The sequence below is a fragment of the Halomonas sp. 1513 genome, from assembly GCA_001971685.1.
GTDB lineage: Bacteria > Pseudomonadota > Gammaproteobacteria > Pseudomonadales > Halomonadaceae > Franzmannia.
This window is the reverse complement of the sequence record CP019326.1, coordinates 1,252,659-1,268,560: the sequence shown is the minus strand read 5'-3', so window position 1 is coordinate 1,268,560 and position 15,902 is coordinate 1,252,659. Positions and strand designations below refer to the sequence as shown.

The following is a 15,902-nucleotide window of genomic DNA, read 5'->3' as shown; positions in this document are numbered from 1 at the left end:
CCAGTCAGTCTTGCGGATCGTTCAGTCGGAACACGTTGTCGGCCTGGGAACGGTGTAGGCAGATATCCACCAGCAGAGTGCGATGAGGCTGGAACAGTGCTCTCAGCTGGTCGACGTCCAGGCAGAGATCTTCGATGTCCTCGTCGGCCAGGGTGCGAAACCCCACCGGGGTGTAACGGGCATTGTGCTCGTCCTCATCCAGCATCGGCTCGGCGGTGATCGACATGCCCAGCCGAGTATCGGCTCGCTCGACGGTCTCACACAGTCGGTTTGTGTCGATATACAGGCTACGCAGCGAGGGGTCTGCCCGGTAGTTGTGCACCTTGCGAATCGCCGACTCGTGAATGGTTCGCGCCAGCCCGCCGCCGTCGGGGCGGCGAGGGTCGTAGAACTCGATCAGATAGTCCACCACCGGCACGTCGAACTGGTCGCGCACGCGAACCACGGTATTCTGGAAGCCCGGTTTGCCGCGCCTGTCCCCCGGCTGGCGGGTCAGCTGCTGGTTGGCCGCCTCGCACTCATCACAGAAGGCGTCGAAGGCATCGTCATCGATGGTCAGGGCGCGCTCGATCAGCGCCAGAGTCTCCTTCTGGCCACCGCTCAGTCGGCTTTCGGCGGCGTCGAGCTTGATCGCCGAGTGATCCAGGCCATCGAGAATCCGAAAGGCACAGCGTCCGCTGGACGGCCGGTAGTCGACCACCTCGGGCACGGTGACTCGGCCACTGTCGCGCTGCTTTTCGCGGAAGGCGATTTGCATATGACCGCAGTTGAGGTTCGCCGTGGCCAGCCGGACGGTGCCGTCGCCGCCCTCCTCGTTGGCCAATGAGCGGATGCCGCCGTAGCCGGTATTGCCGCACAGCACGGTGCACAGGATCCGACCGGGGACATACATGCCCTCGCCCTCGGCGAAACGATCCTGCATGGCCAATGCCCAGCTGAAGGGGCTGGCCAGCTCCAGGCCGCGCAGGATATTGGCCCCGGTCTCCAACACCGCCTGCCCCGCCTGACGGCTGAAGAAGCCATTGGTGATACGCCCCAGCATCGAACGGCCCATGTGGGCCAGCGGCGAGCCGAAGTTGGCCGGCGCGAGCATCACCAGATGCTTGACCGGGACGGCATCGGGGGCGAAGTGACGCACCAGCCAGTCACGGATCACCAGCCCCCCGGTGGAGTGTACGATGAGGTCAACGCTGGCCACGTCCCGCGGCAGGCCATGGGCGGTCCAGGCGCGATCCAGAGCCGCCTGCAGATCATCGAAGCGCAGGGCGTCATCCTTGGAGAGATAATCACCGATGGCGATGCGTCGAATACGCCCGGGACCCAGCCGCTTGCGCAGATGCCCGACCAGCCTTTCGAAGGAACTGCCCTCGTCGTTCCAGCCATGCAGCAGTACCAGGGGACGATGGCTCATGACACGGCCTCACTATTTTTGTATTTCGGCGCGATCCGGCGACTCACTCAGCGCGCGGATCGCCGGGCAAGTAGTGCCCGGTCACCAGGCAGTAGGCGTCGGAGGTGCGATCCCCGGGGATCCCATCGGCCTTGAGGAAGATGCCTGGGAAGCTGGTCAGCCAGCGCTGCAGCCGCTGAGCCTTCTCGGTCTCGGCGTCGCGGCGGCTGCGCCGCATGCGGTGGCGAGACACCAGGGGGCGCTGGCTGCCCTTGTCAGTGGCTGGCTTGGCGTCCAGCTCGGCGTAAAGCGTCGCCGCCGGCTGGTCGGCCAGGTCCGTCTCGCCACGCTCGACCAGTCGCCGCAGCATCACCGCGGCACCGCACTGCCGCGAGACGGCACTGTCGGACCAGCGACCATCGGCCACGTAGCGGCCGCTGGTGTAGTGCGTCGAGAAACTCCACAGGTAGGGCGACAGCACATGCGGGTGGTAGAGCCGATAGCCCCAGCCGTTGTAGCGCTCGAGCTGGTAGAGGGTGCCGGCCAGGCTCCAGTCGGTGTCGCCATCCAGACGCTTCAGGGCCATGGCATCGGCGGCGCTCACCTCCCACTCAAAAGGCGGGCTACCGCGTTTCGGCCGGCCAGCGGGCACCCGAACGGTGCGCGCTGTGAGCGGGTCACCGTTGTGCAGATGGCAGCGAAAACTGCTGTCGGATTCCATGCTATGCACCAGCGCCACGAAGTGCCAGGGCACCCCGCGCCGCTCGGTCACCGCCCGGTAGCGGTCGCGGTGGGATAGCAGCCGGTCGACGCAGCGCTCTACCTCGGCCTGGCGCTTGGCAAGGATCTCGCAACTCTCGAAAAGCTGCTCGTACTCGCGGCGCAGGGAGTCGGTTAGTCGAATCGACATGACAGCCTCCAATCAGAGGCCCCATTGACAATATCCACTCGCCCAGGAGCCTGTCGGGTCGCACTGATCAGCGTAGACCAGAAACCTCATCCCGGCGGCAGGAATGCTGTCTATGGGTCAGCATACAGAGATGCCAACGATTCGGCTTCGAAACCTCCTCATGGGCCTGTCCCAGACATCCCTGATGACGTATTTCCCTAGCGTTGGGTAGCCCGATAGACCCGAAAGCGTCGATCATCGGCGAGGATCTCGAAGCTGCCGAAGGCCCGTTCGAGAAGCGCCGGATAGGGCAGGAAAGCGTTGGCCACCAGGGTCAGGCTGCCGCCCGCCGTGAGGCGCACCGGGGCCTCGCCGATCAGCCGCGCCGCCGGGCCATAGTCGATGTCGCGCTCCTGATGAAACGGCGGGTTGCTGACGATCGCATCGAAGCGCGAAGTGTCGGGCAGGGCATCGTAGACGTCGCTGCCGATGACCTCACCGATCAGTTGGTTGGCGGCCAGGGAGCGACGCGCGGCCTCCACCGCGAAGGCATTGATATCCACCGCGCGCACCTCGGCGCCGCGGCTGGCCAGCCAGGCGGCGAGAATGCCGTCGCCGCAGCCCACGTCGAGGACTCGCCGGGCGGCCCAGTCGGGCTGCTGCTCGAGAACCTCGAGCAGCAGCCGGGTGCCGTCGTCGAGCTTGCCGTGGCCAAACACCCCGGGGTGGCTGACCAGGGTGAGCCCCGCCGCCGCGAAACGCTGCCAGGCGAGCTCGGGGTCCAGCGAGACAGCCCCCAGGCGGGTTTCGAACAGGGTGCAGCGCCGCGCACTGTCGCGCTTGCGGCAGCCCAGGCCCAGCGCCGCCAGCACCTTGAGGGCACGCTTCACGCCGCCACTGTTCTCGCCCACCACCTGCAGCGGCGTGCCCGCCGGCAGCTGCTGGCACAGCGCCAGCAGCCACCACTCGCCCAGCGCGTGGCTCTTGGGCCAGAACAGCACCGCGCCCGGCGGCTCACCCCAGGCGTCGAAGGGGCCACAGGCCGGTCGCCCCTGTGTTCGCCAGGCGGCCAGCACGCCGTGGTCGGCGGAGAGCAGCCGGCCGCTGCCGCTCTCCAGCCAGGCGTCACGCGGCGGCGCCACCCACAGCCAGTCGCGGTAGTCGTGATCCTGGCGTGCCAGCAGCTGGCAGACGGGGGTCTCGGCGGTCATGCAGTGGGCTCCTCGGGCTTACGCAGGGTGTAGAGCAGATAGCGCCCCAGCCGCCAGTAGGCGTCATCACGGCAGTGGCGCAGCTCCAGGGCGGTGAGCTTGGCCAGCGTCTCGGGATCGGGGTCGCGCTGGCGCAGATAATCGTGGAAGACGCGAATTCCGGCGGTGCCTTCGACGTCGAGGCCGCACTCCCCCGCCCACTCGACCACCTCAGCGTGGGCGATGGGCGAGATCGGCGTCAGCCGCTGGCGCTGACCGGTACCGGCCAGCCGGTCGGCCAGCGCCTTGTCGAGATTGCCCTTGACGATGTTCGACAGCCGCAGCGCATCGCGATTGAACACCATCAGGCTGAGTTGACCGCCCGGCGCCAGCAGACCGCTCAGGGTATGCAGCGCCCGGCGCGGGTCGCCCAGCCACTCGAGTACCGCGTGGCAGACGATCAGCGGCCAGGGCCCAGGGGCCTGCTCGGGCAGTGCCTGCAGCGGCAGCGCCATAAACCGTGGGGCCGGGGCAAGCGTCTCTTCACCCAGCAGCCGGCGCGCCGCGTCGAGCATCTCGGTGGCTGGCTCGCTGAGCGTCACGGCGTGGCCGCGGCGCGCGAACCAGGCGCCCATCTGGCCGAGCCCGGCGCCGACGTCGAGCACCGGCTGCCGCTCCAGATCCAGCAGCTCGGGCAGCAGATGATCGAGCAGCGTCAGGCGCAGCTCGCCCCGCGGATGGCCATAGAGGCTGGCGGCGAACTTCTCGGCCAGGCCGTCGAAGTGGCGGTCGCCGTGGGCGGAGAGCGGCGCAGGCGCGGGGCCGGTGAGTCGAGAGGCCATCAAAGGTCCGGGTAGAGGCGTGGAGAGCGCATTCTAGCCCTCCGCCGGGGCTGGGTCATCCGCGCCAGGCGGCCACGGCCGCGGCAGCCGCTCGGCCCAGCGAACCTCACCCTCGAGCTGCGCCGCCAGCTGCAGCAGGCGACGGTCGTCGCCCATCGCGCCCAGCACCTGCACGCCGACTGGCAGGCCACCGGGGGTGACGTGTAGCGGCAGCGACATCGCCGGCTGGCCGGTGAGATTGGCGAGCTGGGTATAGGGCGTATGGCGCAGGGCATCGCTGGCCAGGCGCTTGAGCAGACCGAGCTTGAGCGCCAACTGGGGCACGCCCGGCAGGGCCAGCAGCGACATCACCCGCTCGCGATCTGGCGTGGGATAGAGCTCGCCGAGACGCGGCGCCGTACCCGCGGCCACCGGCATCAGCAGCAGGTCATAGCGCTGGTGGAAGTCGCCCATGTCCCGTGCAACGCGGTTCCAGTGGCGCTTGCCGAGCACATAGTCGCGAGCCTTGAGCTGGCGCCCCAGGCGGCCAACGGCGCGGGTCGAGGGCTCGATATCGAGCTTGCCCACCGCCACGCCGGTCTGCTCAGCGATCCAGGCCAGGTCCGCCGCCAGATGGCCGAGATAAAGGGTCAGGTAGCTGTCGGCCAGCGCCTCGCCATCCACCGGCGGGTCGCACCACTCGACGTGGTGGCCGAGCCCCTCGAGTCGTTCGGCAGTGGCCTCGATGGCCTGCCTGACCTGAGGATCGAGCACGCTGCCCAACGAGCGACCCAGCGGCTCACCCAGCGAGACCGCAATACGCAAGCGTGCGGGTGGCCGACGGGTCGCGTCGAGAAACCCCGACTCATGCACCAGCGGCATGGGCGCCCCGCTGTCCATGCCGTTGATATGATCGAGCAGCGCAGCGCTGTCGCGCACGCTGCGGGTCACGGCGTGCTCAACCACCGCGCCCTCCCACACCTCGGCGTACATCGGCCCCAGCGGCACGCGCCCGCGCGACGGTTTGAAGCCGAACAGGCCGCAGTAGCTGGCCGGAATGCGGATCGAACCGCCGCCGTCGCCGGCCATGGCCAGCGGCACCAGCCCGGCGGCCACCGCGGCGGCAGCCCCGCCGCTGGAGCCGCCCGGCGAGCGCTCGGGATCCCAGGGATTGCGCGGATGGGGGAAGGCCTTGGGCTCGGTAATGCCCATCAGGCCCAGCTCCGGGGTCGCGGTCTGACCGAGGATGGCAAACCCCGCCTGACGCAGCCGGCTGACCAGGGTCGAATCCTCGGCGGCGCGCCACTCGCGCAGTGCCGCGGAGCCGCAGGCCATGGGTTCGCCCTGGATCGCCATCAGCAGATCCTTGGTGAACAGCGGCACGCCGGCAAACGGCGCCTCGACGGGAACCCGCGCAAGCTCTTCGCGGGCCTTGTCGAAGCGCGTGCGCACCACTGCACCAAGGCTCGGGTTGGCGGCCTCGATCAGCGTGCTGGCGGCCGAGATCACCTCCTCGCGGCTAACCTCTCTGCGGCGAATCAGCTCACTCAAGCCGGTGGCGTCGTAGCGCTGGTAGTCGTCCTGTTGCATAGCTCCTCCCGATGCTGCCGCAATGCCAAAGCATGACATGGATCATATACAGCGGGGCAACGCCTTCATCCAACGGCCGTAATGTTTTACCATGCGCGGCGCGCAACACCCTGATTACATAAGAACTCACTACAATTACTTACGCTTGGACTAGGACACACTATTGGGCCACCCTGCCGCCTTGCCTGCCTCTCTTGCCAGTCTGCTCGATATCCCGGGGCTGGCCATCTCCATCGCCGACGGCGAACGTCGCGAATGCCCGCTACTGTTCGTCAATCGCGAGTTCGAACGCCTCACCGGCTATCGCTACGAAGAGGTCATCGGCCAGTCGTGCCGCATGCTGCAGAGCCATAGTACCGACCCCGCGGCACTCGCCGCGATTCGCCGCGCCATGGACGAGGATCGGCCGGTGACGGTGACCGTCGAGAATCGTCGCAAGGACGGCACGGCGTTCTGGAACGAGCTCAGCCTAGCGCCGCTGTTCAGCCAGGGCGGGCGCCGCTATCTGGTCGGCATTCAGCGCGACGTCACCGAGCGTGAGCACGCGCATCGGCGCATGAAGCTCGCCGATGCGGTGTTTCGCAATACCCATGACGGCATCCTGGTCACCGATGCCGACAAGCGCATCATCGACACCAACCCCGCGTTCAGCGAGCTGACCGGCTACCGTCAGGAGGAGGTGCTGGGCAAGAAGCCCAACCTGCTGTCGTCGGGCAAGCACGACTCGGGGTTCTATCAGAGCATGTTCGCCGCCGTGGCAGAGCGCGGCTACTGGACCGGCGATATCTGGAACACCCGCAAGGATGGCAGCCAGCTGATCGAGAACACCACGATCTCGGCGATCCGCGACGAGAGCGGCGAGATCGTCAACTACATCGGCGTGTTTCGCGACATCACCCAGCGGCGGCTCAATCAGGCTCGGCTCGAGCGCATGGCCAGCTACGACCCGCTCACCGGCCTGTTCAACCGCGAGCACTTCAATACGCTACTCGAGCGTCAGCTGGCCAGCCTGGAGTTCACCCAGAGCGGCCTGGCGGTGCTGTTCCTCGACCTCGACGACTTCAAGCCGATCAACGACACCTTCGGCCACGCAAGCGGCGACGAGCTGCTGGTAGAGATCAGCCGACGCCTGAAGCGCCTGATGCGTGCCAACGACCTCACCGCGCGCTTCGGCGGCGACGAGTTCGTGATTGCGCTGGGCGGGCTCGGCACCCAGGCCAAGGCCGGCAAGGTGGCGGAAAAAGTGCTCGACGACCTGACCCAGGTATTCGAACTCGACAACGGCCAGCGGGTCGAGATCTCGGCCTCGATCGGCATCGCCTTCACCACCGATCATCAGTTGAGCTGCAGCGCTCTGCTCGACGCGGCCGACGCCGCCATGTACGACGCCAAGCAGCTGGGCAAGAACCGCATCGCCTTCGCCGAGAGCGTCGACAGCATCCACACCACTCAGGATGCCTATTCGCGGGTCAAGGCGGCGTTCGAGGCCGACGAGATCGTGCTCCACTTCCAGCCGATACTCGACCTGAAGCGCCTCGAGATCGTCGGCTTCGAGGCACTGGCGCGCTGGCAGCATCCCGTCAAGGGCGTGCTCGGCCCCGAGCACTTCATCGATGTGATCACCCAGTCGTCGCTGAGCCTGCCTTTCGGCCGCTGGCTGGTCGACCAGGCCGGACGCGTCGCGCGGCGTTTCCGCGATGCCGGCCATCGGGTGATGATCGCCGTCAACCTGTCACAGGACCAGATCGAGACCGGGGCCTTTCTCGAGGCGCTGTCGGCGGCCCGCGCCAAGTATGCCCTCGATGAGCCCTTCCTGGTCGCCGAGGTGCTCGAGTCGACCCAGTTCCACGAACTGGAACTGGCCAGTAGCCTGCTGCAGGAAGCCCGCGGGATGGGCGCCAAGATCGCCCTCGACGATTTCGGCACCGGTATCTCATCGATCACCTACGCCAGCCAGCTGCCGCTGACCACCATCAAGATCGACCGCATGGCCACCCGCCACGTCGAGGTCCGCCAGGACCGCCAGCAGTTCATCAGCGGCATCATCCACATGGGGCACGCCATGCAGCGCAGCGTGCTGGCCGAAGGCATCGAGAGCCAGACCCAGCTCGAGGCCTTGAGCGCCATGGGCTGCGACCTCGGTCAAGGCTTCCATATCGGCAGGCCCATGGACGAGGCGGCGATGTACGCCCGCTACCTCGATGAGCCCGCATCGCCGACGTTTTCCCTCAAGCGCTGAACGGCATGGGTTTATCTTGCAGCATCAGAGGCTTATAATGCGCGTCCACGCCCCCTTAGCTCAGCTGGATAGAGCAATCCCCTCCTAAGGGATAGGTCTCAGGTTCGAATCCTGAAGGGGGCGCCAGTTATTTCTCAAATTTGGCTTTAATTCCAGCCTCATAGATTTTTACAATATGTTGTAAAACTCAACAGGTTACATCTTCGATCCAAATCGCGTCCGACACACACTCGCCTACCCTCACAGCCATTCTTCATACGCCCTAACAATACCTGTTAAGCTCACCTGCAAGTCATTCGCCAAGACCAATTTTTTGATTCCTGGGCCACAAGGCGACATCGACATCCAAAGCAGCCGCCCTTATGGCTAATTCATTGAATATTAGGTTATTTCTCACCTGGACAGTTTGTGAATCATGACCCATGTGGGCCAACAGAAGGCCCCGGACATGGTAAATACTGCAATTCAAAGGCCATATGTACTATTACAATACAAATACGACGACTACGTGTCAGCTCATATTCGCATGTGACAAAGCCCACCTTACATTCAGCCCATTTGAAACATGAGTCGTTAATATTCTATTTTCTTGACCCAGGACAAGCTTTAATGCTTATCTACAAAGTAGATTGGCTAGGCGTCTCACCTGAAAGTATTACATGACTTAAAAAACCAAAAACCATCCCTTTAGAATATGCAGCTAAAAAGTAAGGGTCTGATATGAGAAACAACCTCCCCGTCACGCAGAAAGAACTACAACTGAGCGACTCTGACTTACTTATTTCGCGAACCAATCTTCAAGGCAAGATTACTTATGCCAATCCAGCCTTTGTTAGGATAAGTGGTTTCACTTTGGATGAGTTGATCAATGCCGACCACAACCTGGTTCGCCATCCCGACATGCCCCCTGCCGCCTTCGCGGATTTCTGGAGCACCATCAAACAGGGTCGGGTTTGGAATGGACTGGTCAAGAACCGTTGCAAGAACGGCGACCATTACTGGGTGCGCGCCAATGTAGTGCCTATCCAAGAGGATGGGAAAGTTATTGGCTACGCCTCCCTCAGGGCTCGCCCAGAGCGTCGGGAAGTAGAACAGGCGGAACGTGTATATAGGGAATGGCGTGAGGGAGCCGGTAAGCGGTATAGGCTTCAACGCGGCCACATACTGCGTCGAGGCCTACTGCCCGCCATCTGGCGTGTCAACTGGGGGTCTACCAAGGCCCATATCTATTGGCTGCTCGCGTTTTCCGTCGCCAGCATTATGGCCCTGGCCATCCCACATGGCTTGCAAGAGTACGAACTTGCTATCCGCGCCCTGGCCGGCATGGCGATCATTGGCGTCATTTTGCTCGGTGTTACCCAGCAACGACGGGTGTCGAAGGCCATGAGCGAGTCGCGGCGTTTCGTGCTGCAAGTGGCTGCCGGCAACCTCACGGTAAAGGTGCCTGATCATGATCATGACGCCATCGGTGAGTTGATGGAGGCGCTGTCTGCCATGAAAAAGGGGCTGGGTGGCATCGTCGATGACGTGAATGCCGGTATCGACAGGGTGCGGCCAGCAGTATCGGATATTCGAATCAGCAACGAGGAAATCGGCAGGCGAAGTGATGACCTGGCGGCATCCGTTCAGCAGACCGCTGCCAGCAGCGAAGAACTGACGGCAACCGTGAGGCAAAATTCTGATAATGCGCATCAAGCCAGTGGCCTGTCACTCTCCAATGTCCAGGAGGTCGAGTCCGCGGGCGAGGCCATGAATCACGTCGTTCAACGTATGTCAGCGATTACCGCTAGCGCCAAGCAGATGGCCGACATGGTGTCGGTGATAGACGCCATTGCCTTTCAGACTAACATTCTCGCACTTAACGCCTCGGTCGAGGCCGCCCGTGCCGGAGAGCAAGGCCGCGGTTTCGCCGTCGTCGCTGGCGAAGTGCGGAACCTGGCAAGCCGGTCCTCAGAGGCGGCCAAGGAGGTGCATCGGCTCATCAACATATCCAATCAAGAGATCGAGAAAGGGTCCAAGGTAGTGGCTGAAACCGAGACCGCCATCAACCGAGTGGTGACGGCAAGCCGTCAGGTCAACGACATCATGGAAGAGATCACGTCCGCCTCGCGTGAACAAAGCCATGGCATCTCACAGATCGGTGATGCCATCAACCAGATGGAGCAGAGCCTTCAGCACAATGCGCTGCAATTACAGTCAACCAACACTGCAACTCAAGCATTAGAAAGCCAAACGATTCAGCTCGTCAATGCGATACGCGCGTTCCGCACCAAACCATCCGGCAGGGAACTGTCAGCAGAAATCGACCTCTCCTCGGCCACGTCACACCCGGCGTTGCGGGCACACTCAGCGCCCTCCGCTGCCGCAGGTGAGTGGTCCTCTTTTACGACTAACGAGAAGTGCTGATATGTCTGTCACGGGCCTTGTTTTCGACGCTGGCCACGCCGCTCTCTTAGCCCATAGGGAATTGTCGTGAACATATCCGTTGATCCTGCCCTCCATGCGTGTCGCAATTCGCTATTCGAAGCTGCCATGCGCGACTCGCCCGATGCGGTGATCGTGACCACCGCCGAGCTGGACCTGCCCGGTCCACGCATCCTCTTTGCCAATCCCGCTTTTTGTAACATGACCGGCTACCGCGAGGGGGAACTTCTCGGGCAGTCACCTCGACTTCTGCAGGGCCCAGATACCGACTCGAACGTCCTGCAAGCGATGCGCGAGTCACTCGTGCGTCAGGAGCCCTTTATCGGTTCCACCATCAATTATCGCAAGGACGGCACGCCGTATCAGGTCGAGTGGAGCATCTCCCATGTGAAGGATGACGCCGGCGACACCGTTCTCTTGGTCTCCGTCCAGCGCGTCGTCAACCAGGACTCGGCTCGCCTGCGACACATGCAAGCGATACTCGAAGCAGCACCGGTAGGCATCATGCTGGTGGGCCCCGGCGGCATCATCGAAACCGCCAATTGCGTCGCCGAGCAGATCTTCGGCTACTCGCGGGGTGAGCTCCGGGAACAGTCGATCGACGCGCTGGTGCCAGACGAACTGAGGGCGACGCACGCCCGTCATCGACGGGACTTTGCACAGTCACCAGCGACCCGCCAAATGGGGTCTGAACGAGAACTTCAAGGCAAGCGCCAGGACGGCAGCCTATTTCCCCTGGAAGTCGGCCTGGCCCCTGTCGTGATCGAGGGCGTGACACACTTTCTGGCCTCCGTGAGTGACATCAGCGAGCGTAAGCAAACAGAACAGGCAATGGCGTTTCACTCCCGACTACAGGTCGGTCTGGCAGCCATAGGGGAGTCGGCACTACAGGGCGCGACCCTTGACACGCTTTATCAACAGACCGTGGCGCTTGCCATCGAGGCCTTCGGCTTCGAAGCGAGCTTGTTGGTCGAACTGCTCCCCTCACCCGAGCAAGGTAAGGTGGTAGCCGCCACCAGCAGCACGCTGGAGATAGCCTGGCCCGACTCCCTGCCGGTGGGTCGCGACGCCCTGGCTGAACGTACTGTGGAGACGAAAGAGATCGTCATCGGTGAGTTCCCCCCCATGCTGCATGCAGCCCTGGAACACGAGGGGTTACCGATCCAGACCCTGTGTGTCCCAGTACAAGAACCCGACCGCTGCTGGGGCCTGTTGTACGTGTTCCGATGTGGCCAACTGACACTCGGTGAGGGGTGGCTGCAAGGGCTTTCGAGCCTTGCCCATACCTTGGCTTCTGCAACCCGTCAGGCGCATGACGCCAGGGCGCGGCTGCATGACGCTCACCTGCGCTCAATCGCGGGACGCCTGGCTCACCTGGGTAGTTGGAGCTATGACCCGCAGGGCAAGGAGGTTCGCTGGTCGGACGAGGTTTGCGCTATCCATGAACTGCCTCCCGGCTACGCATTGACCGGCGACGAGGGGCTTGCCTTCTATCTGCCTGAGTATCGGGCGCGAATCGCGTCACGCGTTGACGCCTGCGCCACCACCGGCACGCCCTTCGACGAGGAAGCCGAGATACTCACTGCCAGAGGCAATCGCCGCCTGGTCAGGGTCATCGGTGCCGCTGCCGAGGAAACGCCCGGAGAGGCATTCACGGTTCAGGGCGCCTTTCAGGACATCACCGTCCAGCGCAACGTCGAGCAGCGCCTGGTTCATAGTCACGAGCAGTTCCGGCAACTCGCCGATGCCATGCCCACTATCGTCTGGACGGCCGACGCTCAGGGGCAACTGGACTATGCCAATCGACGCTTTGTCGAGGTCACCGGCATAACCAATGATATGCTCCCTCAGGATGGCTGGATCAAGGCGCTGCATCCCGATGACGTCGATCGATGCAGGCAGACATGGGGTAATGCCGTCGCCAGTCAGCAACCGTACGATATTGACCTTCGAATACATCATAAGCGCGACAACGACTACCGCTGGTATCGCACCAATGCCGTGCCGGTTCGCGATGAGGCAGGCCAGGTACACAAATGGTATGGCAGCGCGCTGGATATCCAGGACCGTAAGGTATTGGAGGAAGAGCTTACCCAGGTGGCCAAAACCCTGAGCCAGACGCTGGAGAGCATCACCGACGGTTTCTTTACCCTGGACCGGCAGTGGCATTTCAGGTATTTCAATCTCGAGGCGGAGCATCTGCTGCGCAAGTCGAGAGAAACTGTCCTTGAGCAAAGCATCTGGAAGATGTTTCCCGAAGCCATCGCCTCCAGCGCGGGTGCAGAATATCGCCTGGCCATGGCCGAGCGCACGACTCGACACTTCGAGTACTTCTGTGCGTCTCTCGACACCTGGTTTGAAATGCACATCTACCCGTCCCATGAAGGCCTTGCTGTCTACTTCCGCGATGTGACAGAGCGAAAAAGAAGCGCCGATCAAATCGAGTTCCTGGCCTACCATGATTCCCTGACGCACCTCCCCAATAGACGGCTCTTCCAGAAACGCCTTGACGAGCTCATTGAGGCCAGCAAAGAGCACCTGACATACGCTGGGGTGATGCTCATCGATCTCGACCATTTCAAGGTCCTGAACGACACCCTGGGTCATGGCCGAGGCGACAAACTGCTCCGAGCCGTTGCCGGTCGCCTAGAATCCCTAGAGGAAGAAGGGGTGCTTGCCGCACGCCTGGGAGGCGATGAGTTCACGCTGCTGATCCAGAATCTCGGCCCGTCCCGTGAAGACGCCGTTCTTGAGCTGCAGCGTGTTGCCGACCGGGTCCGCACCATGCTCGGCGAGCCCTACACCGATGAGAACCTTGGCATGCAGCGTACCTGCAGCATCGGCGTCACACTGGTGGAGCCGAGGGGCGACCACCCGGAAGAGGTGATGAAGCGTCTCGACCTCGCTCTGTATGACGTCAAGCACCGCGGCCGCAACGCAGTGAGTATGTTCAACCCCCAGCTTCAGGCACAGGCAAATGCAAGGGCATGGCTTGAAAGTAACATCCTGGCGGGCATCGAGACTCAGGAGTTCATCCCCTATTTTCAGCCCAAGATGGATCGTGCAGGACGCTGTGTGGGCGCCGAGGCGCTGGTGCGCTGGCTCCACCATGAGCAAGGCATCATCTCACCCGGTGAATTCATTCCCATCGCTGAGGAAACCGGACTGATCGGCGCACTTGGCCGGACGGTCTTGAGAAAGGTGTGCGAGCAGATGGCCGATTGGGCCGCGCGCGGCATCCTGGGTGACATGGTGATCTCAGTCAACGTCAGTGCAAGACAGTTCCATGAGCGCTGCTTCGTCGATGACGTCATCGCCATCATCAACGAGACCGGTATCGATCCCGCCAGGTTGCAACTGGAAGTGACCGAGACGCTTCTTCTCGAGGATATCGAACAGACCGTGGCGAAAATGAACATCCTGCGCCGCTTGGACATCAGCTTTGCCCTGGATGACTTCGGTACTGGCTACTCGTCGCTTGCCTATCTCAAGCAGCTACCGCTCGACGTGCTCAAGATCGACCAGAGCTTTGTACACAACCTCCCTAACGACAGCGACGACGTCGCCATCGTCCAGACCATCATCGCGCTGGCTCACAGCCTGGGGCTCGAGGTGCTGGCCGAGGGCGTCGAGACCGTGGAAATCCAGGATTTTCTGATGCAGGAGCACTGCGCTGTCTTCCAGGGCTATCTCTTCAGCCGGCCATTGCCGGCTGGCGACCTAGAGCGCTATCTTGAGGATATCTCATCCCGCCAATGACGAGCCGCACCGGGTTTCACCAGCAGCGAAAGGCGTGCAGGAGATAGGGAATACCTCTCTCCTCGGGCTGTCAGCGAGGCGCAACCAGAGATAAGTCCTCAAGTGGGCTCGCAGATGAGGGCGCCAGCCTGAATTGACTGATAGCCCGCTGCAAGCGCTGGGCTGCCTTTTGTTGCTCCTCGCCCAGTTGGTGGCAGCGCAGCAGCCCTGAGTTGCTTGCCGCCAGGGCGCGCTGAATGGCATGAATGCTGCTGTCGAGTTCGTCGATTCCCGCACGCTGCTGCTGAATCCCCACATCCAGCTCGCTCATCCGCGTCACGACCCCCTGGAAGGATTCGACAACGCCAGCGATCACCTCACCGGCAGAGCCGGCGGCGCGGCGCCCCGCGGCAACGCTGACCTGAGCGGCATCGACCCGCGCACGAATCTCTCTTGCCGTGCCATCGGTTCGCTGCGAGAGCTTACGCACCTCGCTTGCCACCACGGCGAAGCCACGCCCCTCCTGACCGGCGCGGGCGGCCTCTACCGAGGCATTCAAGGCCAGCAGGTTGGTCTGGAAGGTGATGTCGTCGATTTCCGCCAGCAGCGCGGCGATGCCCTTGGCCGCGGTGTCGATCTCGCCAATCGCGGCATCCAGCACGCCGACCTGATCACGCCCACTGATGACGGAATTCGACGCCTCTTCGGCCAGCTCGCGCGTGGCCTGTACCTCGGCGGCTCCCTGGCGCGTAGAGGCCGAGAGTTCGGCGGCACTGGCGGCGATGCGCTCGACCTGCTGCTCGTTGGCCGTGGCCTGATCCTGCAAGGAACCATGGGCATCGAACAGTGACTCGCTCAAGGCTTCGACGCTGGCACTGGTCTGCTGGGCCTCGCCAAGGGTGGCGACAAAGCGCGCCTGCATCGCCGCTACCGCCTGGATGGCCGGGCGTCGCTGCTGCACGGGTGAGAAGGTCTGATCGAGATGCCCCTGCTGGGCACGCTGGGCAAACCCGGCAATCAGCACCCCATCTTCCAGCATCTTACGCAGCACATGGGCAAGGCAGCCGAGCACCACCGCTTGCGCGACTACCGCACCGCCGTGCATGGCCAGGTAGGCCAGCAGCTCACCGCCAGCATGCTCATGCCCAGTGCCCATGCCGTCGTATATAACGGCGATCCCCTGGTGCTGCAGATAGGTCAGCCCAGCATGGTGCAGGGCGATGATGCCCGCGCCTGCGACGATCACCCGCCAGTCGCTATACAAGATCAGCACCGAGAGCATGATGAAGATGCTGAAGTGGGCTTCGATGAGCCCGCCGCTCTGCTCGATCAGCAGCGCCGACAGCCCCATGAACATCGCCGCGGTGCCAATGCCGCTGGCGAGGGTACCGGGCCGCAGCCGGTGCAGCAGCGCCACCGGCAGCATCACGGCAACGGCAAACCCCACTGCCATCGCTAAGCTGCCGCTCCATAGCCCCACCCCGGCGCATAGCAGCCAGTGCACCAGCGCCGGCAACCACATCAACCGGTCTACCCCACGGCGGTGGGCCCCAAGAGCGCTTCGACCGCTAGCGGCGGGATGTGGTGACATGATCGATTCCTCTTTTGCAGGCGCCAAGAC

9 protein-coding genes, 1 tRNA gene and 3 pseudogenes are annotated in these 15,902 nt (G+C 63.2%); 7 read left to right on the top strand and 6 right to left on the bottom strand.

What is annotated here, in order from left to right; genetic code table 11:
• Positions 1-4 precede the first annotated feature (4 nt).
• From BWR19_05810 to BWR19_05790, 5 genes are all read right to left on the bottom strand, one after another.
• Positions 5-1,411: a hypothetical protein gene (locus BWR19_05810; GenBank protein APX92493.1), complete on the bottom strand. Its 1,407-nt coding sequence runs from the start codon at positions 1,409-1,411 to the stop codon at positions 5-7.
• 43 nt (positions 1,412-1,454) lie between these two features.
• Positions 1,455-2,300, bottom strand: coding sequence for a hypothetical protein (locus tag BWR19_05805; protein APX92492.1), 846 nt, complete (start codon positions 2,298-2,300; stop codon positions 1,455-1,457).
• Between the two features lie 197 nt (positions 2,301-2,497).
• Positions 2,498-3,490 (bottom strand): 16S rRNA methyltransferase, encoded by a 993-nt coding sequence (locus BWR19_05800; GenBank protein APX92491.1) that lies wholly within the window; start codon positions 3,488-3,490, stop codon positions 2,498-2,500.
• Complete coding sequence (locus BWR19_05795) at positions 3,487-4,311, bottom strand: SAM-dependent methyltransferase (GenBank protein ID APX92490.1); 825 nt, start codon at positions 4,309-4,311, stop codon at positions 3,487-3,489. The genes BWR19_05800 and BWR19_05795 overlap by 4 nt, the downstream gene beginning before the upstream one ends.
• 33 nt (positions 4,312-4,344) lie before the next feature.
• Positions 4,345-5,880, bottom strand: a complete 1,536-nt coding sequence (locus BWR19_05790; protein APX92489.1) for an amidase — start codon at positions 5,878-5,880, stop codon at positions 4,345-4,347.
• Between the two features lie 163 nt (positions 5,881-6,043).
• Between BWR19_05790 and BWR19_05785 the strand changes: the two genes are divergently transcribed.
• The 7 genes and pseudogenes from BWR19_05785 to BWR19_05755 all read left to right on the top strand — a co-directional run bounded on the left by BWR19_05785 (position 6,044) and on the right by BWR19_05755 (position 14,302).
• On the top strand, positions 6,044-8,119 hold the full coding sequence (locus BWR19_05785) for a hypothetical protein (protein APX92488.1): 2,076 nt from the start codon (positions 6,044-6,046) through the stop codon (positions 8,117-8,119).
• Positions 8,120-8,168: 49 nt separating this feature from the next.
• Positions 8,169-8,245, top strand: a tRNA-Arg gene (locus BWR19_05780).
• A 594-nt stretch (positions 8,246-8,839) separates the two neighbouring features.
• Positions 8,840-10,525: a hypothetical protein gene (locus BWR19_05775; GenBank protein APX92487.1), complete on the top strand. Its 1,686-nt coding sequence runs from the start codon at positions 8,840-8,842 to the stop codon at positions 10,523-10,525.
• Between the two features lie 126 nt (positions 10,526-10,651).
• Positions 10,652-10,972 (top strand): annotated as a pseudogene (locus BWR19_05770) (hypothetical protein).
• Between the two features lie 48 nt (positions 10,973-11,020).
• A pseudogene (locus tag BWR19_05765) lies at positions 11,021-11,374 on the top strand (hypothetical protein).
• An 885-nt stretch (positions 11,375-12,259) separates the two neighbouring features.
• Positions 12,260-12,634 (top strand): annotated as a pseudogene (locus BWR19_05760) (hypothetical protein).
• 18 nt (positions 12,635-12,652) lie between these two features.
• Positions 12,653-14,302, top strand: coding sequence for a hypothetical protein (locus BWR19_05755; protein ID APX94914.1), 1,650 nt, complete (start codon positions 12,653-12,655; stop codon positions 14,300-14,302).
• A 70-nt stretch (positions 14,303-14,372) separates the two neighbouring features.
• On the opposite strand, the gene BWR19_05750 is transcribed toward BWR19_05755, so the two are convergent.
• Positions 14,373-15,872, bottom strand: a complete 1,500-nt coding sequence (locus tag BWR19_05750) for a hypothetical protein (protein ID APX92486.1) — start codon at positions 15,870-15,872, stop codon at positions 14,373-14,375.
• Positions 15,873-15,902 lie beyond the last annotated feature (30 nt).

Excerpts from the sequence above, each read along its gene's own strand:
- BWR19_05810 (APX92493.1), bottom strand. The coding sequence starts at position 1,411 with ATGAGCCATCGTCCCCTGGTACTGCTGCATGGCTGGAACGACGAGGGC.
- BWR19_05775 (APX92487.1), top strand. The coding sequence starts at position 8,840 with ATGAGAAACAACCTCCCCGTCACGCAGAAAGAACTACAACTGAGCGAC.
- BWR19_05795 (APX92490.1), bottom strand. The coding sequence starts at position 4,311 with ATGGCCTCTCGACTCACCGGCCCCGCGCCTGCGCCGCTCTCCGCCCAC.
- BWR19_05800 (APX92491.1), bottom strand. The coding sequence starts at position 3,490 with ATGACCGCCGAGACCCCCGTCTGCCAGCTGCTGGCACGCCAGGATCAC.
- BWR19_05805 (APX92492.1), bottom strand. The coding sequence starts at position 2,300 with ATGTCGATTCGACTAACCGACTCCCTGCGCCGCGAGTACGAGCAGCTT.
- BWR19_05790 (APX92489.1), bottom strand. The coding sequence starts at position 5,880 with ATGCAACAGGACGACTACCAGCGCTACGACGCCACCGGCTTGAGTGAG.
- BWR19_05750 (APX92486.1), bottom strand. The coding sequence starts at position 15,872 with ATGTCACCACATCCCGCCGCTAGCGGTCGAAGCGCTCTTGGGGCCCAC.